20 protein-coding genes are annotated in these 24,278 nt (G+C 63.2%); 11 read left to right on the top strand and 9 right to left on the bottom strand.

Features of this window, described 5'->3' with window-relative positions:
• Positions 1-184: 184 nt before the first annotated feature.
• Entirely contained in the window at positions 185-2,287 is a 2,103-nt protein-coding gene (locus MHY22_RS04540) for a PhoX family phosphatase (RefSeq protein ID WP_239278234.1), read from the bottom strand.
• A 189-nt stretch (positions 2,288-2,476) separates the two neighbouring features.
• Between MHY22_RS04540 and lysS the strand changes: the two genes are divergently transcribed.
• Positions 2,477-4,054, top strand: a complete 1,578-nt coding sequence (lysS, locus tag MHY22_RS04535; protein WP_225746412.1) for a lysine--tRNA ligase — start codon at positions 2,477-2,479, stop codon at positions 4,052-4,054.
• 62 nt (positions 4,055-4,116) lie between these two features.
• On the opposite strand, the gene crtI is transcribed toward lysS, so the two are convergent.
• The 3 genes from crtI to MHY22_RS04520 all read right to left on the bottom strand — a co-directional run bounded on the left by crtI (position 4,117) and on the right by MHY22_RS04520 (position 8,357).
• Positions 4,117-5,646 carry a phytoene desaturase family protein gene (gene crtI / locus MHY22_RS04530; protein ID WP_239278233.1) on the bottom strand — a complete coding sequence of 510 codons (1,530 nt, stop codon included), beginning with the start codon at positions 5,644-5,646 and terminating at the stop codon, positions 4,117-4,119.
• Positions 5,647-5,655: 9 nt separating this feature from the next.
• Complete coding sequence (locus MHY22_RS04525) at positions 5,656-6,531, bottom strand: squalene/phytoene synthase family protein (protein WP_239278232.1); 876 nt, start codon at positions 6,529-6,531, stop codon at positions 5,656-5,658.
• A gap of 389 nt (positions 6,532-6,920) precedes the next feature.
• Complete coding sequence (locus MHY22_RS04520; protein ID WP_239273338.1) at positions 6,921-8,357, bottom strand: GuaB1 family IMP dehydrogenase-related protein; 1,437 nt, start codon at positions 8,355-8,357, stop codon at positions 6,921-6,923.
• A gap of 112 nt (positions 8,358-8,469) precedes the next feature.
• Between MHY22_RS04520 and MHY22_RS04515 the strand changes: the two genes are divergently transcribed.
• Complete coding sequence (locus MHY22_RS04515) at positions 8,470-9,891, top strand: MDR family MFS transporter (RefSeq protein ID WP_239278231.1); 1,422 nt, start codon at positions 8,470-8,472, stop codon at positions 9,889-9,891.
• 55 nt (positions 9,892-9,946) lie between these two features.
• Here the strand turns inward: MHY22_RS04515 and MHY22_RS04510 are convergent, their stop codons facing one another.
• Positions 9,947-11,146 carry a serine/threonine protein kinase gene (locus tag MHY22_RS04510; RefSeq protein ID WP_239278230.1) on the bottom strand — a complete coding sequence of 400 codons (1,200 nt, stop codon included), beginning with the start codon at positions 11,144-11,146 and terminating at the stop codon, positions 9,947-9,949.
• A gap of 219 nt (positions 11,147-11,365) precedes the next feature.
• On the opposite strand from MHY22_RS04510, the gene MHY22_RS04505 reads away from it, so the two are divergent.
• Both MHY22_RS04505 and MHY22_RS04500 read left to right on the top strand, forming a co-directional pair.
• A complete protein-coding gene (locus tag MHY22_RS04505) occupies positions 11,366-14,128 on the top strand; it encodes an ATP-dependent Clp protease ATP-binding subunit (RefSeq protein ID WP_239278229.1) in 2,763 nt (920 codons plus the stop codon).
• Positions 14,129-14,324: 196 nt separating this feature from the next.
• Complete coding sequence (locus MHY22_RS04500; RefSeq protein WP_080970400.1) at positions 14,325-14,495, top strand: DUF4236 domain-containing protein; 171 nt, start codon at positions 14,325-14,327, stop codon at positions 14,493-14,495.
• 56 nt (positions 14,496-14,551) lie between these two features.
• On the opposite strand, the gene MHY22_RS04495 is transcribed toward MHY22_RS04500, so the two are convergent.
• The gene (locus MHY22_RS04495) at positions 14,552-15,412 is read right to left on the bottom strand and encodes an A/G-specific adenine glycosylase (protein WP_239278228.1); all 861 of its coding nucleotides are present in this window, start codon (positions 15,410-15,412) and stop codon (positions 14,552-14,554) included.
• A 35-nt stretch (positions 15,413-15,447) separates the two neighbouring features.
• On the opposite strand from MHY22_RS04495, the gene MHY22_RS04490 reads away from it, so the two are divergent.
• Positions 15,448-16,062 carry a carbonic anhydrase gene (locus MHY22_RS04490; RefSeq protein ID WP_239278226.1) on the top strand — a complete coding sequence of 205 codons (615 nt, stop codon included), beginning with the start codon at positions 15,448-15,450 and terminating at the stop codon, positions 16,060-16,062.
• Positions 16,063-16,126: 64 nt separating this feature from the next.
• Positions 16,127-16,831 carry a hypothetical protein gene (locus tag MHY22_RS04485; protein WP_239278224.1) on the top strand — a complete coding sequence of 235 codons (705 nt, stop codon included), beginning with the start codon at positions 16,127-16,129 and terminating at the stop codon, positions 16,829-16,831.
• 3 nt (positions 16,832-16,834) lie between these two features.
• Here MHY22_RS04485 and radA read toward each other — a convergent pair whose 3' ends face one another.
• Together radA and MHY22_RS04475 are read right to left on the bottom strand one after the other, a co-directional pair.
• Positions 16,835-18,205 carry a DNA repair protein RadA gene (gene radA, locus MHY22_RS04480; protein WP_239278223.1) on the bottom strand — a complete coding sequence of 457 codons (1,371 nt, stop codon included), beginning with the start codon at positions 18,203-18,205 and terminating at the stop codon, positions 16,835-16,837.
• A gap of 73 nt (positions 18,206-18,278) precedes the next feature.
• Positions 18,279-18,866 (bottom strand): hypothetical protein, encoded by a 588-nt coding sequence (locus MHY22_RS04475; RefSeq protein WP_239278222.1) that lies wholly within the window; start codon positions 18,864-18,866, stop codon positions 18,279-18,281.
• A gap of 192 nt (positions 18,867-19,058) precedes the next feature.
• Between MHY22_RS04475 and MHY22_RS04470 the strand changes: the two genes are divergently transcribed.
• The 5 genes from MHY22_RS04470 to rlmB are packed head-to-tail and all read left to right on the top strand — an operon-like array spanning position 19,059 to position 23,242.
• Positions 19,059-19,643 (top strand): CarD family transcriptional regulator, encoded by a 585-nt coding sequence (locus tag MHY22_RS04470; protein WP_005325718.1) that lies wholly within the window; start codon positions 19,059-19,061, stop codon positions 19,641-19,643.
• A complete protein-coding gene (gene ispD / locus MHY22_RS04465; protein WP_239278221.1) occupies positions 19,615-20,364 on the top strand; it encodes a 2-C-methyl-D-erythritol 4-phosphate cytidylyltransferase in 750 nt (249 codons plus the stop codon). The genes MHY22_RS04470 and ispD overlap by 29 nt, the downstream gene beginning before the upstream one ends.
• The gene (ispF, locus tag MHY22_RS04460; RefSeq protein ID WP_086588190.1) at positions 20,357-20,839 is read left to right on the top strand and encodes a 2-C-methyl-D-erythritol 2,4-cyclodiphosphate synthase; all 483 of its coding nucleotides are present in this window, start codon (positions 20,357-20,359) and stop codon (positions 20,837-20,839) included. Before ispD ends, ispF begins: the two co-directional genes overlap by 8 nt.
• Positions 20,840-20,883: 44 nt before the next feature.
• Complete coding sequence (gene cysS, locus MHY22_RS04455) at positions 20,884-22,272, top strand: cysteine--tRNA ligase (protein ID WP_239278220.1); 1,389 nt, start codon at positions 20,884-20,886, stop codon at positions 22,270-22,272.
• A gap of 22 nt (positions 22,273-22,294) precedes the next feature.
• Positions 22,295-23,242 carry a 23S rRNA (guanosine(2251)-2'-O)-methyltransferase RlmB gene (gene rlmB, locus MHY22_RS04450; protein ID WP_049377351.1) on the top strand — a complete coding sequence of 316 codons (948 nt, stop codon included), beginning with the start codon at positions 22,295-22,297 and terminating at the stop codon, positions 23,240-23,242.
• A gap of 15 nt (positions 23,243-23,257) precedes the next feature.
• On the opposite strand, the gene MHY22_RS04445 is transcribed toward rlmB, so the two are convergent.
• Positions 23,258-24,268: an HNH endonuclease signature motif containing protein gene (locus MHY22_RS04445; RefSeq protein WP_239278219.1), complete on the bottom strand. Its 1,011-nt coding sequence runs from the start codon at positions 24,266-24,268 to the stop codon at positions 23,258-23,260.
• Between the last annotated feature and the right edge of the window lie 10 nt (positions 24,269-24,278).

Here is a 24,278-nt window from a genome sequence, read left to right as displayed (position 1 = left end):
CGTGCGGATAGTATGCCATAACTCACATAGGTATTAGCCCGTGGGGGAGACCGGCGGGTGGATTTATATTTGGAAGGCGCAGGCGGCGCAGTACCTCATGCTGCCGGCAGGAAAAACAACAGCGCGGCCCCAGTTCCAGTGGAGGAACGAGGGCCGCGCGGTGGGTGCTTAAACCAGGTGGTGCTTACTTCTTATCGACGCCGATGTTGCCGTCCTTCTTCCACACCACAACCACTGCTGGGCGAGGGGTGGACTTGCCACCCTCTGGCCAGTGAGAGGTCTGCTTTTCAAAGGTAGCGTCATCGGTTTCACCTGGGTGCTGAACGTTAACCATCACGCGCTCATCGGTGACGATGGGGCCGCAGGTCTCGGCGCCTGCCGGAACGGTAAGGAAGCACTTGAGCTCGCCGCGGGTATCGCCTTCGGTGGTCACCGCGTAGAGGCCATCGTTGGACTCAAGTGCGTTGCCGTCGGTGGAGATCCATAGGTTGCCGTGGCTATCGAAGGCTAGGTTATCCGGGCAGGAAATTGGGGAGACCTTCTCCTTGTCAAAGCCACCAAAGTAGGTATTTGCTTCCTTCGGATCACCACAGACCAGGAAGAGGTTCCAGGTGAACTTCTCGCCAGCGTGGTCATCTTCAATCTCCATGACCAGGCCGTTCTTGTTCTCCTTGATAGGAGCCCACTCCATCGGCTCTTCCTTGTTCTTCTTGGCATTCTCGCCGGTAGCGCCGCGGTACTTATTGTTGGTCAGGGCCACGTAGACCTTCTCGGAGTCCGGGTGAACCTGCATATCCTCCGGGCGGTCCATCTTGGTGGCGCCCACCTTATCGGCAGCCTCACGGGTGTAGACGGCAACCTCTTCGGCAGACATGCCATCAACGTGAGACTCGAACTTGTTGTTCTCCGTATCGGAGGTCAGCAGCTTGATCCATTCGCCCTTGCCATCAAAGGCGCCATCCTCTGGCAGCACGCCGGAGCCGTCAATCTCGTCCTCTGGGGAGTTGCCCTCTACCTTGGCCACGTACAGGGTGCCGTGGTCCAAGATGGTGAGGTTGTGCTCGATGTCGCCTTCTTTGTACTTCTTGGTGGAGATGAACTTGTAGATGTACTCGAAGCGGGAGTCATCGCCGGAGTAGCACACGACGGTGCCGTCGGATGCGATGTGGATGTTGCCGGCCTCGTGCTTGAAGCGACCCAGCGCGGTGTGCTTGACCGGAGTGGACTTCGGGTCCAGCGGGGTGATTTCTACGATCCAGCCAAAGCGGTTCGGCTCGTTCGGCTCCTTGGAGACGTCGAAGCGCTTATCAAAGCGTTCCCACTTGCGCTGGGACTCGCCGTCTTCCATGCCGAAGCGCTCCAGGGACTCCTGCGCCTTCTTGTCATCCAGCTTGGCGTGGGCGAAGTACTGGTCAAAGTTCTCTTCGCCAGAGAGCATGGTATTCCACGGAGTGATGCCGCCGGAGCAGTTATTCAGGGTGCCCTTGACCTTCTTGCCGGTCTTATCGGCGGAGGTCTTGACGTAATCGGAGCCGGCAGCTGGGCCCACCAGAGTGAATTCGGTGGTGGCGGTGATGCGGCGGTTGAGCGGGCCGAACTCGCGCTTGAGCTCGCCGGTCTTGCCAACTTTAGATACCTCCACGATGGAGTGGCCGTGGCCAGCCCAGCCGATCTTGGCCTGCTCCTCGGTCGGGTTATCCGCATCGTAGTTGGGGAACATCTGCGGCTCGGTGGTGTACTCGTGGGAGCAGACGTAGATAAGGCGGTTGTCATCGTCCGGGTGCTCGATAAGGCCCGCAAAGTCATTGTTGAAGCCGAACTGCTTCTCAGCTGCCTCGGCGGTCTGGTTCTTGTCATCGAATTCCGGCGCGTCCTCAAACAGCGGGTCGCCCCAGGCAATGAGGACGGACTGCTCGTAGCCATCCGGGATGACCACTTCGTCCTTCTCGTTTGGCTGTACTGGGTCGAACTTCATGCCCTCTGCGGAGGTGAGCTCAACGTTCGCCTCAGAGGTTTTGCCGCCCTTGCCCTCGGAGGAAGAAGCCTCATTAGACGCATCATCCGGGTTGGAGCAGGCCGCCAAAGCAGCGCCGCCGCCAACGGTTACGACGGACAGGCTACCCGCACGCAGCGCGGTACGGCGGGAGAATTGGTCAGCAAAGTACGGGTTATTGGACTTGTTCTCGCACTCGCCAAAGCAAGCATTACCGCACTTGTAGGTGCAGGTCAGGCTGGAACGAGAGGAGGCAAAGAGACTAGAGAGAAGGTTGCGGCCTTTAAGCGCCATTATTACTGCTCCAAATGGGTTGAAAATATTGTTTAGACACGGGGACAGCCATATATATAAGGGGATCTCAGTAACTGTGCGTTGGCGCGGAGGTGACGGTTAAGTGAATTATGCGTAAATCTTTTCCGGGGTGAGGGTGGCGTGGGCTAAATCGCGTGCTGCGGTGGGGATCGACTACCCTAGGCTAACGTGAGCGAGCAGAAGAATAATGAAGTAAACGATGTCCCTGAGCAGCTGCGCATCCGCCGCGAGAAGCGCGATCGCCTGCTGGAATCCGGCGTAGAGGCCTACCCGGTAACCGTTGAGCGCACCATCTCTTTGAAGGATTTGCGCCACGATTTCCGCGTTGTACCCGAGGGCGAAGAGCCGGGCGCCGAAGAAGGCGTGACCTACCTGGCCCCAGGCGAGGAAACCGAGGTAACCCACGCCATTGCCGGACGCCTTATCTTTATGCGCAATACCGGCAAGCTGTGCTTTGCCACCCTGCAAGATGGTGACGGCACCCAGGTGCAGGCCATGCTTTCCTTGGCCGAGGTAGGCAAGGAGCGCCTCGACGCGTGGAAGTCCGATGTTGACTTGGGCGATTTCATCTCCGTGCGCGGCCGCGTGATTTCCTCCCGCCGCGGTGAGCTGTCCATCATGGTTTCCGAGTGGACCATGGCCGCTAAGTCCCTGCGTCCGCTGCCGGTGTCCTTTGCCGATATGGCAGAAGATACCCGTGTGCGCCAGCGCTATAACGACCTCATTATCCGTGAAGAGGCCCGCAAGAACGCCATGATCCGCGTGAAGGTCATGCGCGCGCTGCGCAACTACCTGGAAAGCCAGGACTTCGTTGAAATCGAGACCCCGATGCTGCAGACCCTGCACGGTGGCGCGGCCGCTCGCCCGTTTATCACCCACTCCAATGCGCTGGATATTGACCTCTACCTGCGCATTGCGCCGGAGCTGTACTTGAAGCGTGCCGTCGTCGGCGGCATTGACCGCGTCTTCGAAATCAACCGCAACTTCCGCAACGAGGGCGTGGACCGTTCTCACTCGCCGGAGTTCGCCATGCTCGAGACCTACGCTGCATGGGGCGACTACGACGATTGCGCCCGCATGACGCGCGAGTCCATCCAGGCCGTAGCGCGCGACGTCTTTGGCTCGACCACCGTCACCTTGGCAGATGGCACCGAGTTCGATTTCGGCGGCGAAGAGTGGCCCGAAATCGAGATGTACCCCTCCCTCAATGAGGCCCTACAGCGCAAGTTCCCGGGCCAGCCGGAGGTCACCATCGATACCGACGTTGAAACGCTCAAGGGCATTGCCGACGTCATCGGCCTTGACGTCCCCAAGGACGGCGGCTGGGGCCACGGCAAGCTGGTGGAGGAAATCTGGGAGGTCCTGTGCGAGGACCAGCTGGAAGGCCCCATCTTTGTCAAGAACTTCCCGGTTGAGACCTCCCCACTGACCCGTCAGCACCGTTCCAAGCCGGGCGTGACCGAGAAGTGGGATCTCTACGTCCGCGGCTTTGAGCTGGCAACCGGCTACTCCGAGCTGGTGGACCCGGTTATTCAGCGCGAGCGCTTTGAGGATCAGGCCCGCCTGGCCGCCGGTGGCGATGACGAGGCCATGGTGCTGGACGAGGACTTCCTTGCTGCTATGGAGCAGGGCATGCCGCCTACGGCCGGCACCGGCATGGGCATGGACCGCCTGCTGATGGCCCTGACCGGCCTGGGCATCCGCGAAACCGTGCTCTTCCCACTGGTTAAGCCAGAGCAGAAGTAGCAGCCCAGCGGCCAATCTCTAGCCGTCAGCCCATGAGGCTGGCGGCTTTTGCCGTGCCTGGGCTAATGCGAAAACGGCCCGGCGGATTTATCACCACGCAGGCGCTTAATAATGTTCTCGGCCGAAATCAGACACATCGGCACGCCCACGCCCGGCACGGTGGTCGCACCGGCGTAGAAGAGTCCATCGACCTTGCGCGAGGCATTACGCCCGCGCAAAAACGCCGATTGCCGCAGCGTGTGCGCGGGCCCAATAGAACCGGCCGACCAAGCATGGTAGCGCTCGGCAAAATCGGCAGGGCCGAGCGTGCGCTTGACGACGACCCTGTCTACCAAATCCGGCACCCCAGCCGTGGCTGCAATGTGGTTAAGGGCGGCGTCGGCAATCGCGGCAACGCGCTCGGATTCCTCTGCGTGGTAGGCATTGCCGAACCCGGGCGCCTCCGCGGCCGGCACCGGCACCAGAATGAAGAGGTTTTCGTGGCCTGCGGGCGCTACGTTCGGGTCGGTGGCCGAGGTCTTGGACACGTAGATGGACTTCGAGGCGCCCAACGGCCGGGAAGGCTCCGGACCGGAATAGACGGCGCGGAAATCCGGATCCCAATCCTGGCTAAAAAGCAGCGTATGGTGCGCTAGTTCTGGCAGCTCGCCCTTCACCCCGGCCAAAATGAGCACAGTGCCCAGACCGGGATTGCGCTGGCCCCAGTAGCGCTCCGGGTACGTGCGCAACTGCGGCGGCAAAAGCTGGGTCTCGGTGTGGTGCATGTCCGCCGCCGAGACCACGATATCGGCGTGGATGGCGCCCCTATTCGTGCGCACGCCCGTGACCTGCCGGTTGGCGACCTTGATGGAAGTAACCTCCTCGCCCAAACGGAAGCTGGCGCCGAATTTCTGTGCCTGCCGGTAGATGGCCTGGACCACGGCGGCAAAGCCACCCTGTGGGTAGCGCACGCCCTCCACCAGGTCGGTGTGGCTCATCAAGGAATACAGTGCCGGTGCAGCGGCCGGCTCGGAGGACAAAAAGACCGCCGGGTAACTCAAGATTTGGCGCAGGCGGGCATCAGAAAACGTCCGGCCCACATGCTGCTTTAGATTCACCGTCAGTAGAGCCATGAGGCGCGAAATCCGGGTGCGGATATCGCGGTGCACCAGGTTCAGCGGTGCGGAGAAGGTGGTGTAAAGGAAGTGTTTGAGCGCCATCTCGTAGGTATCACTGGCCTGCGCTAGGTACTCGCGAACTTTCTCCCCCGCGCCGGGCTCCAGTGACTCGAAAAGCGCGGTGACTTCCTCGATCCCGGAGTGCACGTCCACCGGCGCATCGCCGTGAAAGACGCGGTAGGCGGGGGAGAGGTCGACCAAGTCCAGCTCCGCCTCGGTGGAGGTGCCGCACAGCGCAAAGAAGTGATCGAAAGCCTCAGGCATGAGGTACCACGACGGGCCGGTATCCCAGCGAAAGCCGGCCTCCGCAAAGCTGCCGGCGCGCCCGCCTACCTCATCCAGCGAGTCCACGACGGTGACCTCGTAGCCCTCGCGGCCGAGCAAAGCGGCGGTGGCGAGTCCGGCGATGCCGGCTCCAATGACGACGGCGTGCATGACGTCTCCTTAATCTCTGGCTGGGTGTGGGGTATGGCTGCTGTGGCCGCGGCGTCGCACTGCGCGGGCTGCTAGCCAAGCCTTGGTGTGGTTCGGCACGGATACGCGCGAGATGGCAAGGTCCGTAGCCGGGGTGGCGGCAAGGCGATTGGTGAGCTCAGTAAAGATATCCGCCGCCGCGCTCACCCCCACCCGTGCAGAGGCCGGCAGCAAGTTGATGGTGAGCGCAGCGGTGGCGAGCTCCCGGCGGATCTCTGCGATAAGCGCGGACTTGGTGGCCTCATCAATTCGTCCCGATGGGGCCTGCTGAAAATAGGTGCGACCTAAAGTTGAGCTGTCTTCGCCTAGGTCACGAAGGAAATTAATCTTCTGAAAGGCTGACCCTAGAGCGCGGGCACCGCGCTCCATCGCGGCGCGGTCGGCGGGGGAGACGTCCTCTTCGGCCAAGAAAATTTGCAGGCACAATAACCCAATGACTTCCGCTGAGCCGTAGATATAGTCTTGCAGTTCCGATGGGGAGTACTCGCGCTGGGTGAGATCCGCACGCATGGAGCTAAAGAAGGCAGCAAGGTACTCGCGGTGGAAGCCGCAGCGGCGAGCCGTGATGGCATAAGCGTGCACTATCGGGTCCGTGTGCAGTCGCTGTCGCGGTGCGGCCAAGATGGTCTGCTCGTAGGCATCCAGCGCGGCGGCGGGGTCAGTGTGGGCTTGGGTTGCGGTGCCGTCGACAAGCTCGTCTGCAATGCGCACCACCGCGTACAGGTGGCGGATATCGGCGCGCACCCGCCCGCGCAAAAGCCGCGTGGCCAGGGAGAAACTGGTGGAGTACTGCCCCATAACCTGCGCGGCCGCGCGGGAGGCCGCTTGGTCATAGCGAGTCAACATATCTGTCAACGTAGCACGTGCTGTACGGAGCGCCTCTAGGGGCGCTGGCTTCTTAGCACTCGAACTCTAGACTGTTCGAGTATCCAGGAGGCCGCTTCCGGGGAGATCCAGGAACAAACTTTGTGAAGTGTTGTGTCTATGTGGTTCCTCAGAAGTACCTCAGCGTGCTGAATATCTTCTAGGAATGCCTTCGAGACGCGGGTATTCCATAGATAAAGAGCCGCCGGGTCAGGATGATCGAGAAACCTTTTCATTCTGGGAGCTGAAAACCATTCAATTAGCTGGCGTTGGGTAGCTGATTGAGGCGTCATGGCTCCCATGGTAGTGTCGCATTTGAAAGCCCCAGAGCGATCCCTGCAGGCCATCTGCACATCACTGGGGTTATTGTTTTAGCGGTTCGTGGCCCGTGGCTGCCCCTCGGCAAAGCCGGCGGCGGACTGCACGCCCACGGTGGCGCGTTCGCGGAAGGCGGCTAGGGAATCGGCACCGGCGTAGGTACACGAGGAACGCACGCCAGAGACAATCCGGTCCACCAGGTGCTCCACGCCGCCGTGCTCGGGGTCGAGGTAGATGCGAGAGGTAGAAATGCCCTCTTCGAACATCTCGCGGCGGGCGCGCTCAAAGGCCTCGGTATCGGAATTGCGGCCGCGCACCGCCCGGCGCGACGCCATACCGAAGGATTCTTTATAAAAGGCGCCGTCGGCATCCTTGTGCAGGTCACCTGGGGATTCAAAGGTGCCGGCGAACCAGGAGCCGATCATGACATTGGAGGCACCTGCGGCAAGTGCGAGGGCGACATCGCGCGGGTCGCGCACGCCGCCGTCGGCCCAAACGTGGGCGCCTACCTCGCGGGCGGCTGCAGCACACTCTAGGACGGCCGAGAACTGCGGGCGGCCCACGCCTGTCTGCATGCGGGTGGTGCACATCGCGCCCGGGCCCACACCGACCTTGATAATGTCCGCGCCGGCCGCGGCCAGCTCGCGCACGCCCTCGGCCGTGACGATATTGCCGGCAGCGATGGGAAGCCCCAGTTCCAGCGCGTTGACCTTGCGCAGCGCGGTAAGCATGCTTTCCTGGTGGCCGTGGGCGGTATCGATGACGAGGACGTCAGCACCGGCCTCCGCTAGAGCACGGGCGCGACCTTCCACGTCACCGTTGATGCCCACCGCAGCACCGATGTGTAAGCGGCCTTGCTTGTCGACGCCCGGCCTATACATCTTCGCCCTCACCGCACCCTTCCTCGTGAGGATGCCGGCCAGGGTGCCATCCGGGTTGACCACTGGGGCTAGCTTGCGGGAGGTTTTGCGCAGCTTGGTAAAGGCCTCCTGTGGGTCAATGCCCACTGGCAGCGTGACCAAGTCGGTGGTCATCAGCTGGCCGACGGCGGTGAAGTTATCCTGTCCACGCAGGTCCTTTGGGGTGATGATGCCGATGGGCATGTCCCCCTCGACCACAATGGCGGCACCATGGGCGCGCTTGTGCAAAAGATTGCTGGTATAGCCCACGGTGTGGTGCGGCTTGACGGTAATTGGGGTGTCATAGACCAAGTCCGCCGCCTTCACAGAGGCGATGGTTTCTGCGGCCGCTTCTAAGGAGAGATCCTGTGGCAGGATGGTCAGCCCGCCGCGCCGGGCGATGGTCTCAGCCATGCGGCGCCCGGCCACGGCAGTCATATTGGCCACGATGAGCGGGATGGTATTTCCGGTGCCGTCCTCAGTGGTGAGGTCTACCGATTGGCGCGAGCCCACCTCGGAGTGGCTCGGGACCATAAATACGTCGGAGTAGGTCAATTCGTACGGCGGATGGGAATCGTTGAGAAAACGCACTGGGGTGTACCTCGCTTTAGGCTCGGGTGGCGCGGTCTCACCGCGCGGATGAAGACACTAAAACTATACTCCTCGACTTTCCCCGCACCCGCGGCCTCAGTATCCTGTCTGGGTGTCTCAGAAACCAGATCCCCACATTTCCGCAGAGGTAAAAATCAACCTCACCATCCTCGTCCTCGGCGCGATGGTGATGATCCTGAACGAGACCGCCCTGTCGGTGGCGCTGCCCACCATCATGGCGGACTTTGGTATCCCCGCGACCTCCGCCCAGTGGCTGCTTACCGGTTTCCTCCTCACCATGGGCGTGGTTATCCCGACCACCGGCTTTCTTATGGATAAGTTCACCACCCGGCAGATCTTCTTGGCCTCGTCGGGCGTTTTTCTTGCCGGTACGGTGTTGGCGGCGCTCGCCCCGGCCTTCGGCGTGCTGCTGGTGGGCCGCGTATTCCAGGCGGCCGGCACCGCCTTGATGATCCCCACCCTGATGACAGTGGCGATGACCCTCGTCCCGCCGCAGCGCCGCGGCAGCGTCATGGGCATTATCTCCGTGGTCATTTCCGTGGCCCCAGCGCTCGGCCCCACCGTAGGTGGCTTCGTGTTGAGCATGTCTAGCTGGCACGTCATCTTCTGGACCATGGTGCCGCTGCTTGGCCTCATCTGCGCCGCCGGCTATTTCCGCCTGGTCAACGTGGGAGATAAGCGCGATACCCCGCTGGACTTCCCGTCTGTCGTCCTGTCCGTCTTCGCCTTTGGCGGATTGGTCTACGCCGTATCGTCCCTGGAAAACATGCTGGAGGGCGATGGCCTGGTAGACATCGTCGTTCTCATCGTCGGCCTCGTGGCCCTGGCGCTTTTCACCCGCCGCCAGCTGCGCCTGGCCAAGGACAATCGGGCTCTTTTGGACATGCGCCCGTTTACGGTTCCCAACTTCACCGTGGCGGTACTGGGCATGCTGCTCATGTTTGGGCTATTGCTCGGCGTGGTCAATATCCTGCCCATCTATCTGCAGACCTCTCTGGCGGTAAGCTCGCTGGTCACCGGGCTCGTCGTCATGCCTGGCGGCTTGCTCCAAGGCGGCATCTCGCCGATGGTCGGCCGCCTCTATGACATCCACGGGCCCCGTCCACTCATGATCCCCGGCGCCCTGCTCCTAGCCGCGGGCACGTGGCTGATGACCCTGCTCAACGAGGACAGTGCGGTATGGATGGTCATTGGCATGCATATCCTTTTTGCCCTGGGCATTGCGCTTATGATGACGCCGCTGATGACGACGTCCCTGGCCTCCCTGCCAGACGAGCTCTACTCGCACGGCTCCGCCATCCTCAATACCCTGCAGCAGCTGGCGGGCGCGGCCGGCACTGCCTTCCTGATGACCTTCCTGACCCGTGGTACCAAGTCCGGTGCGGCCCAAGGCATGAACGAGGCAGCCGCGACGGCTCACGGCGCGCACTGGGCCTTCCTTTTTGCCGGCGTGCTTTCGCTGGTGGTCGTTGTGCTGGCCCCGTTCCTCAAGCGCGTACCCTCCGGGGAATAGGCACGAGGACAAAATAAAGGCCTGCACCAGCGGGCCTTAAACTTTAGGGCGCGAGCTAAGAGGCGCACAGCGGCAGGTTCAGCCGCTCCTCTTCAGCCTTATCGCCCCACACCAGGAATGCGGACTGGGTGCCTTCCACGGCCATTACGTAGGTCGGAACATCCGCGGTGGTCTCAAAGCTTTGGATGGTGCACTGGTCATTGGAAAGCTCGACCGGTTCGGCGTCGGGAAGCATGGCATCGCGCTCCTCCACGCTGGGGTAGTAGGTCACGATGTAGTTGAACCCATCGCCCACGCAGGAAATCTTGGCCTCCTGGCCAGGCTCCGGGTCGCGCGAGGAGCACTTAGCCCCATCGAAGCCGTCCTGGCCGCTGCGGGAGCCCACCAAGTCCGGATACGCATCCGCGAGGTTCTGCTCCTTATCATTCCAGCTGGGGTAGGACAGGAAGAACCACAGCGCGGCCGCAGCAGCAATCGCGGCCACCGCCAGCACCGTGATGAGCGCAATGAGCCCGCCCTTGCCCTTCTTCTTCGGCGCGGGTGCCATCGGTTGCTGCGGCTGCGCCATGGGCTGGCCCATCGGTTGCGGCTGTTGCGGCGGAGCGAACTGCTGCTGGGGGCGCGGTTCTGGCTCCTGCACGCGCGGAATCTGCGCGGTATCGAAATCGCGCTCCGGGCGCAGGTGCTCCACCACATCCTTGGCGCTCTCTGCCGTGTTAGTGGGCTTGTACTCCGGGCACTTGTGGGCGACGAGCTCTTCAAACGCCGCTACCGCATCGCCGTGCTCTTCGCCGGACGGACCGGCCGCAGCCAGCACCGAAACCTGGCGTTGCTTATCGACGCCCACCCGGGCCTCTCTTAGCCCATGCACCGCAAAATCTGCCCGATTACGCGACACTAAGAAGTCCACCGCACCCGCCAGCGGACCAAAGACGTCGGCGGCCTCTTCGCGGCTGAGATTACTGGGCAGCTCAGAAAGCTGGGTTCCGGAAGTCCCTTCGCGCACGATGAATTCCTGCCCATCCGCGGTGGTGCCCGTGCCCACCAGCGGCGCGATGGCTGGGTGGCGCAACCCATGCAGTGCCGTGGACTTGTCCACTACGCCGGTAATTTCCGGCGCGAAGATTTCCACGCTTAGCTGCTGGTGCGTGGTTCCATCTTCGACCGCAAAGAGGATAGACGATGGTGCCTCATCCAACACGGCCAATTCGTGCAGGTTGTGCTGGGTGGCAAAGAACTCAGGAAGCTGGGGCACGGTCGCTACGTCCTTTAATAGTGGGGAGGGGCAGGGAACGATAAAACGATTCTAGATTACATGCCCATGCCCCTGTTCGCTACCGGCGTACACCCGTGTGAGCTGCGAATATGATGGATTCTGGCGGTATTGCGGGCATCTGGGAACAAAACCGGAAATTATCGGCGGATTGCCGCGTTAGAGTGGGTATCACATTAGAAGCGAAAGTATAGGGGAATCATGTTCGAGAGGTTTACCGATCGTGCTCGCCGCGTCATCGTTTTGGCGCAGGAAGAAGCACGCATGCTTAACCACAATTACATCGGCACCGAGCACATCCTGCTCGGCCTTATCCATGAGGGCGAAGGCGTGGCCGCCAAGGCGCTGGAATCCATGGGTATCTCCCTGGAGGATGTCCGCCGCGAGGTCGAGGAAATCATTGGCCAGGGTAGCCAGCCACACACCGGCCACATTCCCTTTACCCCACGCGCCAAGAAGGTCTTGGAGCTTTCCCTGCGCGAAGGCCTGCAGATGGGACACAAGTACATCGGTACTGAGTTCTTGCTATTGGGTCTCATTCGCGAGGGCGACGGCGTTGCCGCCCAGGTGCTGACCAAGCTCGGCGCCGACCTGCCGCGCGTGCGCCAGCAGGTTATCCAGCTGCTGTCCGGTTATGAGGGCGGCCAGCAGGAGGGCGGTTCCTCCAACGGCCAGGGCTCCGGTCCGGTCGGCGCAGGCGCAGGTGCCGGCGCGGGCGGCCGTGGTGGCTCCGGCGGTTCCGGCGAGCGTTCCAATTCCCTGGTGCTCGACCAGTTCGGCCGCAACCTCACCCAGGCCGCGAAGGACGGTAAGCTCGATCCGGTCGTTGGCCGTGAGTCCGAGGTAGAGCGCATCATGCAGGTGCTGTCTCGCCGTACGAAGAATAACCCGGTCCTCATCGGTGAGCCGGGCGTTGGTAAGACCGCCGTCGTTGAGGGCTTGGCGCTCGACATCGTCAACGGCAAGGTTCCGGAGACCCTCAAGGATAAGCAGCTCTACTCGCTGGACCTGGGTTCCCTAGTAGCTGGCTCCCGTTACCGCGGTGACTTTGAGGAACGCCTGAAGAAGGTGCTCAAGGAGATTAACCAGCGCGGCGACATCATCTTGTTCATCGATGAGATCCACACCCTGGTTGGTGCTGGTGCTGCTGAAGGCGCCATCGATGCTGCCTCGCTGCTCAAGCCGAAGCTGGCTCGTGGCGAGCTGCAGACCATTGGTGCTACGACCCTTGAGGAATACCGCAAGCACATCGAAAAGGATGCCGCGCTGGAGCGCCGCTTCCAGCCGGTCAAGGTGGATGAGCCTTCCCTGGATGACACCTTCTTGATCCTGAAGGGCCTGCGCGATAAGTACGAGGCGCACCACCGCGTGTCCTACACCGATGAGGCGCTGCATGCTGCAGCTTCCCTCTCGGATCGCTACATCAATGACCGTTTCTTGCCGGATAAGGCCGTTGACCTCCTCGATGAGGCTGGCGCCCGCATGCGTATCAAGCGCATGACCGCGCCGAAGGGCCTGCGCGAGGTCGATGACCGCATCGCTGAGGTCCGCAAGGAAAAGGAAGCGGCCATTGATGCCCAGGACTTTGAGAAGGCAGCCGGCCTGCGCGATAAGGAGCGCAAGCTGGGCGAGGAGCGCGCGGAGAAGGAAAAGCAGTGGCGCTCCGGTGACCTGGAGGAAATCGCCGAGGTGGGCGAGGACCAGATCGCCGAGGTTCTGGCGCACTGGACCGGCATCCCTGTGCTGAAGCTGACGGAGAAGGAATCCAACCGTCTGCTCAACATGGAAGAGGAGCTGCACAAGCGCATCATCGGCCAGGACGAGGCGGTCAAGTCCGTCTCCCGCGCCATCCGCCGCACCCGTGCAGGTCTCAAGGATCCGCGCCGCCCGTCCGGCTCCTTCATCTTCGCCGGCCCGTCCGGTGTGGGTAAGACCGAGCTGTCGAAGTCCCTGGCTAACTTCCTCTTCGGTTCGGATGATGACCTCATCCAGATCGACATGGGTGAGTTCCACGATCGCTTCACCGCCTCCCGTCTCTTCGGTGCACCTCCGGGATATGTCGGCTACGAAGAGGGTGGCCAGCTGACCGAGAAGGTTCGCCGCAAGCCGTTCTCCGTCGTGCTTTTCGATGAGATCGAGAAGGCCCACAAGGAGATTTACAACACCCTCCTGCAGGTGCTGGAAGATGGCCGCCTTACTGACGGCCAGGGTCGCGTCGTCGACTTCAAGAACACCGTTCTCATCTTCACCTCGAACCTGGGCACCCAGGACATCTCGAAGCCGGTGGGCTTGGGCTTTACCGGTTCCTCCGAGAACGATGCCGATGCTCAGTACGACCGGATGAAGCAGAAGGTCAACGACGAGCTGAAGAAGCACTTCCGCCCAGAGTTCTTGAACCGTATCGATGACATCGTCGTCTTCCACCAGCTCACCCAGGAGCAGATTGTGGAGATGGTCGAGCTGCTCATCGGCCGCGTGGCCAAGCAGCTGGATGAGCGCGATATGGGCATCGAGCTCACGCAGAAGGCCAAGGACCTGCTGGCTAAGCGCGGCTTCGACCCAGTATTGGGTGCTCGTCCGCTGCGCCGCACTATCCAGCGCGAGATCGAGGATCAGCTCTCTGAGAAGATCCTCTTCGGCGAAATCGGCGCCGGCGAAATCATCACCGTCGACGTCGAGGGCTGGGACGGCGAGTCCAAGGACAACACGGGTGCGAAGTTCACCTTCAGCCCGCGCCCGAAGCCTCTGCCGGAGGATACCGAGGAGCCGCAGCTTGACGACGCCGAGGTGCGCGAGAATGACGCCGACTCCACCGATGCCGGCGAGCCCGACACCATCACTCCGGACGTTCCGGGCGATGGCGGCTCCACCGCCGCCGGAACCGACCTAGAGTCCGGCTCTGGTTCCGACTCCGATGACGACGGCCACAACCCGCCGCCAGCAGGCGCCGGCCAGCCGATGTAATTCGGTCCAACGGTTAAAGCCACCCAACACTTCGCTTTCTGCGAGATTGGGTGGCTTTTTGTGTGCCGTTCCGCGGGCTCGGACCCCATTTAGCCCGCACAATTAGAAGATGTCGGTTTCCCGTCAAATCTTTTCCATGCCCAAAACCTACTGTGCAGTAGGAACGGTGGAAGTGGAATTGCTAAAATATATGCTTATGGGACTTCAGTATCGTTCAAGAAAAAAGACCGGCAAGAATAGCTGGATCAACGTCTCCGGATCCGGTGCGTCGATGTCTACCAAGGTAGGGCCGGTCACCTTTAATTCCCGCGGCGGCATGTGGGTGAACTTGCCGGGTGGATTCAATTTCCGCGGCCGCTGGCGTTAACCAGATCACACACCCTGGATCGCGACCTGCGATTATAGCCGGCCATTATTAACCTCCTAAATAGGGAGGTGGAACAGGCCGGCGTCGTTTTGCTCGGCGAGGCCGTCGGTAAGCAGCGAAGCCAACGCCCGGGAGCGCTGCGCCGCATCGGGCCAGACCACGTCAATCTCGGACTGCGGCACCGGCCGCTCCGCCGCACGCAGTACGTCCAAAATCTTGCCGCGCACCTGTCGGTCCGTGCCGACGAATTTTTGCACGCGCTTTTTTGCCCGTGCCTGCTCCTCTGCACTGGGCTGCGGCCGACCAGCGAGCTGCCACGCACAGCTCGCGCGCAGCGGGCACTGCTCGCAGGAAGGATTCTTCGCTGTGCACACCAGCGCGCCCAATTCCATGAGCGCGGCCGAAAAACGCGGCCCATTCTCGGCCGGCAACAGCTCCGCCACGGCCGCTAACTCCCGCTTCGACGGCTGCGGCGCCAAGAACCTGCCCTCCTCCGCGCGCGCATACACCCGGCGCACATTGGTATCGACCACCGGCACGTTGACCCCATAGTGGAAGCAGGCCACGGCGCGCGCGGTGTAGTCACCGATGCCCGGCAGGCGCAGCAGCTTATCGACGTCCGCCGGTACCTCGCCCTCGCCAATGGCCGCCGCGCACTCCCACAGGCGCAGCGCGCGCCGCGGATAGCCCAGCTTGCCCCAGGCGCGCAGCACCTCCGCCCGGGTGGCCTGGGCAAAGTCCGCCGGGGTGGGCCAGCGCCGCATCCATTCCTCCCACACCGGAGCCACGCGCGCGACCGGCGTCTGCTGGCTCATGACCTCGCTGAGCAGCACGCCCCACGCGCTCGTGCCAGGCCGGCGCCACGGCAGGTCGCGTTCATTGGCATCGAACCAGGAAAGAAGAGCTTGCGAATCCATCGTGGGAGATAGTCTAGGGCATTAGAATGTGGCCTATGCCTTTACGTAATGTTGCCCACGAACCGCAGGCCGTTTGGGAGGCCCTTAAGGCGGGAAATCAGCGCGTGCTGGACGGCGAGACCGTCGACGTGCGCGAGATTTATAACCGCGAAGGCCTGACCCAAGGTCAGGATCCCCGCGTGGTGGTCATTTCCTGTTCCGATTCCCGCGCCCCTATCGAGCACGTTTTCAACATCGGCTTCGGCGATGCCTTTGTCATCCGCACCGCGGGCCACATTCTTGACGACGCCGTCTTGGCCTCCCTCGACTACGCCCTCGCCGCCCTCAAGCCCAACCTGCTGGTGGTCCTCGGCCATCAATCTTGTGGCGCGGTCGGCGCGGCTACCGGTTTCGTGGCCGGCGGCGAACTGCCCACCGGCCTGCAGCGACCCATTATCGAGAAGGTCGCCGCCTCCGCGCTGGTGGCGGGACCGAATGCCACGACTGACGACGTCGAGCGGGAACACACCCGCCAGACCGTCGCCCAGCTGGTGGCCAGCGTGCCCAACGTGCGTCGCCTATTAGACGAGCGCGTTTTGGGCGTTATCGGCGCGCGCTACCTGCTGGAGGACTCCAGCGTGGAAACCCTGCAGACCTTCGGGGTGGAATAACCCAACCTGACACGCGGCGCGGGCTTAGCGCACCGGCCCGCACCCACCGCTTAAAATTGACAGCGTGACGCAGAAAAAGCCCCTACCTGAAGAGATCTACAAGCGCCGCCGCGTGGCGGCGCTCATCATCGTGCTCGTGCTGGCCGTGGTGCTGATCTGGGCGGCCGTGGCCGCCTTCGGGGGTAGCAGCGATGAGCCGGCCGATACTGCCGCCCCTGCGCCCACGCCGGAGCAGACCTCGTCTTCTGCCGCCCCGGAGACCTCTGAAGCTGCCTCGGAGACGGCTGCGGAGGCTTCGGCCGAGGGGGCGTCGGAAAGCAAGGCGGCCGAAAGCGAGCCGTCGAGCGCGGCGCCTGCAAGCTCCGAAGCAGCAAAGAAGACCTGCGACCTCGCGGACCTCGATGTCCGCACCTCCATGCTGAACTACTCCGTTCCGGAAGGCGAGCTGCCGAAGTTCTTCATGACGGTCACCAATCCCACGGCCGCGGACTGCAAGATCGACCTGGACAAGAACCTGCTGCGCTTCGAGGTCTACAAGATGGCCGATAACCAGCGCGTGTGGTCCGATACGGATTGCTACGCCTCCGTGCAGACCGGCTCGCAAACCTTCCCGGCCGGCAAGGACGTGAAATTCGAGGCCGAATGGTCCCGCCAGGCCTCCAAGCCGGGCGAGTGCACCGACCGCCCCGCGGCCGAACCTGGGGCCTACTTCGCCCACACCGTCATCGGCGATAACTCCTCCCCGCCGCAGGACTTCACGCTGCGCTAGGCGCTATCCCGACACTGCGGCGATGGCCTGCCCCAGCGTCCCGGCCTGGTGCACGCGCATGCCCTCTACCGGCTCGATATCTCCGCGCGGGACAATCGCGTGCTTGTAGCCCAGCCGTGCGGCCTCCATCAAGCGCCGCTCCACATTGGGCACCGGCCGCAACTCGCCGGCCAGGCCCACCTCGCCGATGACCACCGTCTTGGCCGGCAGCGGCTGCTCGTGCAGCGAGGACCACGTTGCCAGCGCCACCGCTAAATCCGTGGCGGTTTCTGTAATCCGCATGCCACCCACCGTGGCGACATAAGCATCCTTATCGTTGGTGCGTTGGCCGGCGCGCGCCTGTAGAACCGCAAGCACCATCGGCACGCGGTTGGAATCTAGCCCGGTCACTACGCGCCGCGGGTTCTTCGCTACTGGGTCCACCGTCAGCGCCTGCACCTCCGCGAGGATCGGCCGCACGCCGTCCATCGCGACCGTCACGGCCGAGCCATCCGGCGTCGTGCCGCGGTGCGAGAGAAACAGCCCGGAAGGGTCTGCGACTTCCCGAATGCCGCCGGCCGTCTGCTCAAAACACCCCACCTCATCGGTGGCGCCAAAGCGATTCTTGATGCCGCGCAGCATACGCAGGCTGGATTGGCGGTCGCCCTCGAAGTTTAAGACGACGTCGACAAGATGCTCCAACACGCGCGGGCCGGCCACGTTGCCGTCTTTGGTCACGTGGCCCACCAGGAGCACCGGAATGCCGGTGGACTTCGCCAGTGAGGTCAGCGCGGCCGTCACCGCGCGCGATTGTGCCACGCCGCCCGATACGCCCTCCACGCCCACGGCGTGCATTGTCTGCACCGAATCGACGATGATAAGGCTCGGCTTGAGCTTATCCACGTGCCCAAAGACCGCGTCCAGGTTGGACTCGGCCGCCAAGTACAGCGATTCCTGCAGCGCCCCGGTGCGTTCGGCGCGGGAGCGGACCTGGCCGGCGGATTCCTCGGCCGTCGCGTAGAGCACGGTGCGGCCGAGCTGGGCCCACCGCGAGGCTACTTCCAGCAGCAGCGTAGATTTGCCCACGCCGGGCTCGCCGGCCATAAGCACCACCGAACCCGGCACGATGCCGGTTCCAAGCACGCGGTCGAGCTCGCCGATGCCGGTGCGCACCGTCTTTGTCGCCTGCGCCCCAATCTTGGTAATCGGCTGCGCCGGGCTGGACGGCGCTACGCTCTTGCTTGCCGACGCCCCCGCAGCCCCCGGCCCGGCCACCACCGGCGCCCGTTCCTCCAATGTGCCCCAGGACCCGCAGTCGGGGCAGCGCCCGAGCCACTTCGGCGAGACGTAGCCGCATTCGGAACAGGTGTGGATAGGGCGAGATTTCTTGGCCATGGCTTCTAGCCTAAAACACATAAACGCCCCCGGCCCGAAACGGGCTGGAGGCGAGACTTTTGGGCGGTGGGGCTTAGTTCTTTGGAGCCTCGGAGGAGTAGCCCTCGGACGACTCGACGTCGCGGTCGAACTCGCCGGACTGCATCTGGGTGGCGGCAATGGTGGCGTCCACGTCGATGGAACCGTTGGAGAACTCGAAGGTGACTGGGCGGCTGCCGGCGTAGCCGAAGTCATCGTTCTTCAGCGTAGTGGCGATGTACTGGACGGTCTCGGAATCCTGCTGGGTGGTGGCGTCCAGGTTCTTCTGGGAATCCGCGATGATGGACTGGTCGCGGTGCAGCGGCTGAGCCTTGTCCATCTCTACGCGCTGGCCATCGACCTTGACGGACTCCAGGGAGATGACATCGGTATCGTAGCCCTGGTTTACGGCGGTGAACTTCAGAGCAGCGGTGCCGTCCGGTTCTACCAAGATGGTGACATCGCGAACCGCAACCTTGTTGTCTTCCGTGCTTGCAGAAGCGCCATCGACCGCAGCCACCTTGTCGGCGGTCTGGGTGACCTGGCCCGCCGAGCAAGAAGCCAGCGCCAGAGCGGAGACGGCGGTAACGGAAATAATGGCACCGCGGCGGGCGGCGGACTTCAGGGACTGCACGTTGAGCATCCTCCATCAATTGCGATCACAGGGCTTATCAACGCTTTAGCCTAGTCCCTTTCGCATTAAAGTACACAGTTTGTCCCAAACCGGGCGGGTAGACCGTGGGGGTATACGGGGGTATCCGCAGGCGGGGCGGCCGTGCGTGATAAAATAGCGGCCTTAGTCAACCGGGATAAATCGGGAACACAAGGAGTGGCAATGGAGTATAAGGTCGGCGAGGTCGTCGTCTACCCGCACCACGGTGCGGCCGTCATCGAGGATATCGAGACCCGCGAGATGGGCGGCGAGACGCTGGAATACCTGGTGCTGCACATCAACCAGTCCGACCTAGTCGTTCGCGTGCCCATCAAGAACGCCGATAACGTCGGCGTGCGCGACGTCGTGGGCAAGGAAGGCCTGGAAAAGGTCTTTTCCGTGCTGCGTGACGAGGACGTTGAAGAGGCCGGCAACTGGTCCCGCCGTTATAAGGCTAACCAGGAGCGCTTGGCCTCCGGCGATATCAATAAGGTTGCCGAGGTTGTTCGCGACCTGTGGCGTCGCGACCAGGACCGCGGCCTTTCGGCCGGCGAAAAGCGCATGCTGGGCAAGGCCCGCACCATCCTGGTGGGCGAGCTCGCGCTGGCCAAGCCGGTCGATGAGAAAAAGGCCGACACCATGATGGAAGAAATCGATGCCACCATCGAGCGCCACCGCGCGGCCGGATTGGTAGACGATAAGTCCATCACCACCGATATCGACAACGACATCGATCTCGATGACCTCTCCTTCGACGACGAAGACTAAACCGCGCGTCATCGCGCTCATCGCGGCCGCCGGCCAAGGCACCCGCCTCGGTGCCGAGGTGCCCAAGGCTTATGTCGAGCTGCGCGGGCGCACCCTCTTGGAGCGCTCCGTGCGCGCGCTGCTGGCCTCCGGCGTGGTGGACGAGGTCATTGTGCTGGTCAGCCCAGATATGGAGCCCGAAGCAGCCCGGATTATCGGCCGCATCGACACCGCAGGCGCTAAAGACACCACCAACGCCGCGCCCATCCGCCTCGTGCACGGCGGCAGCGAGCGCGCCGATTCCGTGTGGGCCGGCCTGCAAGCAATTCCCGACGACGACGCCGTGGTACTCATCCACGATGCGGCCCGGGCGCTGACTCCGCCGGCGATGGTGCGGGGCGTCGCTAAGCGTGTGCTCGAAGGCGCCCCCGCGGCCGTGCCCGTGGTTCCCGTGGCCGATACCATCAAGGAAGTCGCGGCCGACGCCGTGGTGAGCACTCCCGACCGCTCCCGCCTGCGCGCCGTGCAAACCCCGCAGGCCTTCCGCCTGCCTGCACTGCGCCAGGCCAACCTCGATTATTGGGCCGAGCAGCCCGAATTCACCGCCACGGATGACGCCAGCCTCATGGAATGGCACGGCGAGCGCGTGGCGACCGCGCCGGGCGACACCCTGGCGTTCAAAATCACCACGCCCATCGATCTCACCCTGGCCCACGCCCTGACCGAGGAGACCCATGACTAACCCGATTATCCCGCGCGTTGGCATCGCCACCGACGCCCACCAGATCGAGGCCGGCAAGGACTGCTGGATCGCCGGCCTGCTCTTCGAGGGCGTGGATGGCTGCGAGGGCCACTCCGACGGGGACGTGGTAGCGCACGCGCTTGTCGACGCCCTCTTATCCGCCTCCCACCTCGGCGACCTCGGCTCCTTCGTGGGCGTCGGCAGGCCCGAATACGACGGCGTATCCGGAGCGAAACTGCTGCGCGAATGCCGCGAACTCCTCGAATCCGAAGGCTTTATCATCGGCAACGCCGCCGCCCAGCTCATCGGCCAGACCCCCAAGATGGGCCCGCGCCGCGAAGAGGCCGAAGCGGTACTGAGCGAAATCCTTGGTGCCCCCGTGTCCGTCTCTGCCACCACGACGGACCATTTAGGCTTCACCGGCCGGAAGGAGGGCCGCGCGGCGGTTGCCACGGCCGTCGTCTGGCGCGCCTAGCCCACCACACTAACCCCGCGCACGCGTCAATTAGACTGGGTGGCGTGAGTACTTTGCGCATTTATGACACAGCCACCCGCAGCCAACGCGATTTCGAGCCGATTCGCCCCGGCCACGCTTCCATTTACCTGTGCGGCGCCACCCCGCAGGCCCAGCCGCACATCGGGCACTTGCGCTCCGGCGTCGCCTTCGACATCCTACGCCGCTGGCTGCTCGCCCAGGGCTATGACGTAGCCCTGGTGCGCAACGTCACCGATATCGATGACAAGATCCTCACCAAGGCGGCCGAGAATAATCGCCCCTGGTGGGAGTGGGTGTCCACTTATGAGCGCGAGTTCACCAAGGCTTATAACACCCTTGGTGTGCTTCCGCCTTCGGTAGAGCCGCGCGCGACCGGCTTTGTCACCCAGATGGTCGACTATATGCAGCGGCTTATCGACGCCGGCTTTGCCTACCCCGCCGAGGGCTCCGTCTACTTCGACGTCGCCGCCTGGACCAAGGCCGAAGGCTCCGATTACGGTTCGCTGTCCGGCAACAAGGTAGAGGAAATGGAGCAGGGCGAAGGCGAGGATTCCGCCAAGCGTGGCGCCCAGGACTTTGCCCTGTGGAAGGCCGCGAAGCCGGGCGAGCCCAGCTGGCCTACCCCGTGGGGCGACGGCCGCCCTGGCTGGCACCTGGAGTGCTCGGCCATGTCCACCTATTACCTGGGCTCTAATTTCGATATCCACTGCGGCGGCTTAGACCTGCAGTTCCCGCACCACGAGAACGAAATCGCGCAGTCGCACGCGGCCGGCGATAAGTTCGCTAATTACTGGATGCACAACCACTGGGTGACGATGTCGGGTGAGAAGATGTCGAAGTCCCTGGGCAACGTGCTGTCCATCCCGAATATGCTGGAGCTGGTGCGCCCGGTGGAGCTGCGCTACTACCTGGGCTCGGCACACTACCGCTCCGTGCTGGAGTATTCCGAGACCGCGCTGACCGAGGCCGCCGCTGGCTACCGCCGCATTGAGGACTTCCTCGGCCACTTCGACGATCTGGAGCTTGGCGAGTGGACGCAGGGCTTTGCAGACGCGATGAATGATGACATCGCGGTGCCCAAGGCTTTGGCGGAAATCCACACCACCGTCCGCGCTGGCAATAAGGCGCTCGCGGCCGGCGATGAGGCCGAGGCGCGCACGCTGGCCAGCCAGGTCCGTGCGATGGCGCACGTACTTGGTTTTGACCCACTGGAGTGGGAAGATGGAGCGCAAGCTAGCGGGGCGGATGCCGCGCTGGATGCGCTGGTACAAGCTGAGCTGGAGCGGCGCACCCAGGCGCGTGCGGACAAGGACTTCGCTACTGCCGACGCCGTCCGTGACCGCCTTGCGGCCGCCGGCATCACCATCACCGATACCCCAGACGGCCCGACCTGGTCGCTGGCGCAGCGTTAAGCACTCCGAAAGGACATAAATTATGGCACGTACCCACGGCCGAGGTGGCGCGGGAATCCGCAAGACCAATAAGAAGGGCGCAACCAAAGGCTCCGGCGGCCAGCGCCGCAAGGGCTTGGCTGGTAAGGGGCCGACGCCCAAGGCAGAGGACCGCATCTACCACGCCAAGCACAAGGCCAAGCTGGAGCGCGAGCGCCGCAACTCGGGTCGCCACCAGAAGGAGACCGCCGAGATGGTCGTGGGCCGCAACCCGGTCATCGAGTGCCTGCACGCCAAGGTGCCGGCCACCACGCTCTACATCGTGGCCGGTACCCGCAACGACAAGCGACTGTCCGAGGCCGTGGCCATGTGCAATACCCGCAATATCCCCATCATCGAGGTGCAACGCCACGAGATGGACCGCATGACCGGTAACGGCATGCACCAAGGCATCGGGCTGCAGATTCCGCCGTATAAGTACGCCGACGTCGACGAGCTCATCGCTCGTGCGGCCGAGAACGCACGCCCAGGTATGTTCGTCATCCTGGATAACATCACCGACCCGCGCAACCTCGGCGCGGTCATCCGCTCCGTGGCGGCTTTCGGCGGCGACGGCGTCATCATTCCTGAGCGCCGTTCTGCGTCCGTAACCGCCGTGGCGTGGCGTACCTCGGCCGGCACGGCGGCGCGCCTGCCGGTTGCCCGCGCGACGAATATCACCCGCACCGTGCAGCAATTCCAAAAGAGCGGTTACCAGGTCGTCGGCCTGGATGCCGGCGGCGAACACACGCTGGATACCTATAACGGCGCGACAGATCCCGTAGTCATCGTCATCGGCTCCGAGGGCAAGGGTATTTCCCGCTTGGTGCGCGAAAACTGCGACGTCATCATGTCCATCCCGATGACGGACTGGGTCGAGTCCCTCAATGCTTCCGTCGCGGCCGGTTCCGTGCTCTCCGAATTCGCACGCCAGCGCCGCGCGGCCCAGTAACCTCCAGCGAGGTTTCTAGCCGCTTTCTGCCCAGGGTGGAAGCCACTTAATGGTTCCATTCACCCTGGCCAGACGGCCGCGCAGCGGCGGGGCGTTGGGATCATCGTCGTTGACGCCGTTGTGATACGGGCAGACGATGGTGAGATTTTCGGGGTTCGTTTCACCGCCGTGGCGCCACGCGGTGAGGTGGTGGACTTGGCATTCATCGGCGGGGTAATTGCACTGCGGCCACGGGCAGGTGGGGTTTTCCGCAGCGGCCATGGTCCGCTGCTTGGGGGAGGCGAGCCGCTCGGTGCGGTAGAGATTTACCGGGCCTTTAACGGGGTGGATCAGAGTCACATAGCCGTGCGCGGTAAATGCGCGGCGCACTAGGTCCGCGCCGGTCATCCGGGCACCATTGGTGAGCTGCAGGGTGATGTCATCGCCCGCGGTGTCGACGACGCGGTCGAGTTCGTCCAAGCGCAGCACCACAGTGGTGGTCACGGTCGCGGGGGAGGCCGCGGCGGAGCCTTGAAAAATCTTGCGCACCGAATCGAGTGGGGCGTCCTTATCGAGCGCGGCGTGCATATCCGCGATGTCCGCAGACTTGCCGGTAATCGTCATGGTCCACGGCCCATCGGCGCGGCGGTAGAGCTTGACACCGGGTGTGCGCTGCGGCGGGCCTTTAATCTCGCGCACGCGCTTGCGCCCCTGCTTATCGACGTCCGACGCATCCCCCTTCATCCCACACAGCTCCCGCCGCAGCGCCCAGGCCTGGCGCTTATTCTTCAGCTTGGTGGCGTGGCGCTCGATGGCCAACAGCGCGGTGAGGCTGTGCTCGTTGGTGCGCGCCGCTGCGATGGATTCGCGCTGGAGCCGGCTAAACGCGGTGGGGCCGAAATAGGTATCGGCGAGGGTGAGAAGGCGGGCGGCGGTGGTGTCGGGGCAGCCGGCGTCGATAAGCGCGCGCTTAGTAAGGCCATGGCAGTCGGCGATGATGTCCATGCCGGCGGCCAGGCCTGTCAAGAATTTTTGTAGCGCGTTCACGGCTCCACAC

The organism is Corynebacterium sp. ACRPO, assembly GCF_022347205.1.
GTDB lineage: Bacteria > Actinomycetota > Actinomycetes > Mycobacteriales > Mycobacteriaceae > Corynebacterium.
This window is presented reverse-complemented; position numbering and strand designations above follow the sequence as displayed.

Bases quoted from the DNA above. Each gene is read 5' to 3' on its own strand.
- MHY22_RS04540 (WP_239278234.1), bottom strand. From the start codon at position 2,287: ATGGCGCTTAAAGGCCGCAACCTTCTCTCTAGTCTCTTTGCCTCCTCT.
- MHY22_RS04470 (WP_005325718.1), top strand. From the start codon at position 19,059: ATGGAGTATAAGGTCGGCGAGGTCGTCGTCTACCCGCACCACGGTGCG.
- ispF (WP_086588190.1), top strand. From the start codon at position 20,357: ATGACTAACCCGATTATCCCGCGCGTTGGCATCGCCACCGACGCCCAC.
- ispD (WP_239278221.1), top strand. From the start codon at position 19,615: ATGACCTCTCCTTCGACGACGAAGACTAAACCGCGCGTCATCGCGCTC.
- rlmB (WP_049377351.1), top strand. From the start codon at position 22,295: ATGGCACGTACCCACGGCCGAGGTGGCGCGGGAATCCGCAAGACCAAT.
- MHY22_RS04505 (WP_239278229.1), top strand. From the start codon at position 11,366: ATGTTCGAGAGGTTTACCGATCGTGCTCGCCGCGTCATCGTTTTGGCG.
- MHY22_RS04475 (WP_239278222.1), bottom strand. From the start codon at position 18,866: ATGCTCAACGTGCAGTCCCTGAAGTCCGCCGCCCGCCGCGGTGCCATT.
- MHY22_RS04500 (WP_080970400.1), top strand. From the start codon at position 14,325: ATGGGACTTCAGTATCGTTCAAGAAAAAAGACCGGCAAGAATAGCTGG.
- MHY22_RS04525 (WP_239278232.1), bottom strand. From the start codon at position 6,531: ATGTTGACTCGCTATGACCAAGCGGCCTCCCGCGCGGCCGCGCAGGTT.
- radA (WP_239278223.1), bottom strand. From the start codon at position 18,205: ATGGCCAAGAAATCTCGCCCTATCCACACCTGTTCCGAATGCGGCTAC.
- crtI (WP_239278233.1), bottom strand. From the start codon at position 5,646: ATGCACGCCGTCGTCATTGGAGCCGGCATCGCCGGACTCGCCACCGCC.
- MHY22_RS04490 (WP_239278226.1), top strand. From the start codon at position 15,448: ATGCCTTTACGTAATGTTGCCCACGAACCGCAGGCCGTTTGGGAGGCC.
- MHY22_RS04495 (WP_239278228.1), bottom strand. From the start codon at position 15,412: ATGGATTCGCAAGCTCTTCTTTCCTGGTTCGATGCCAATGAACGCGAC.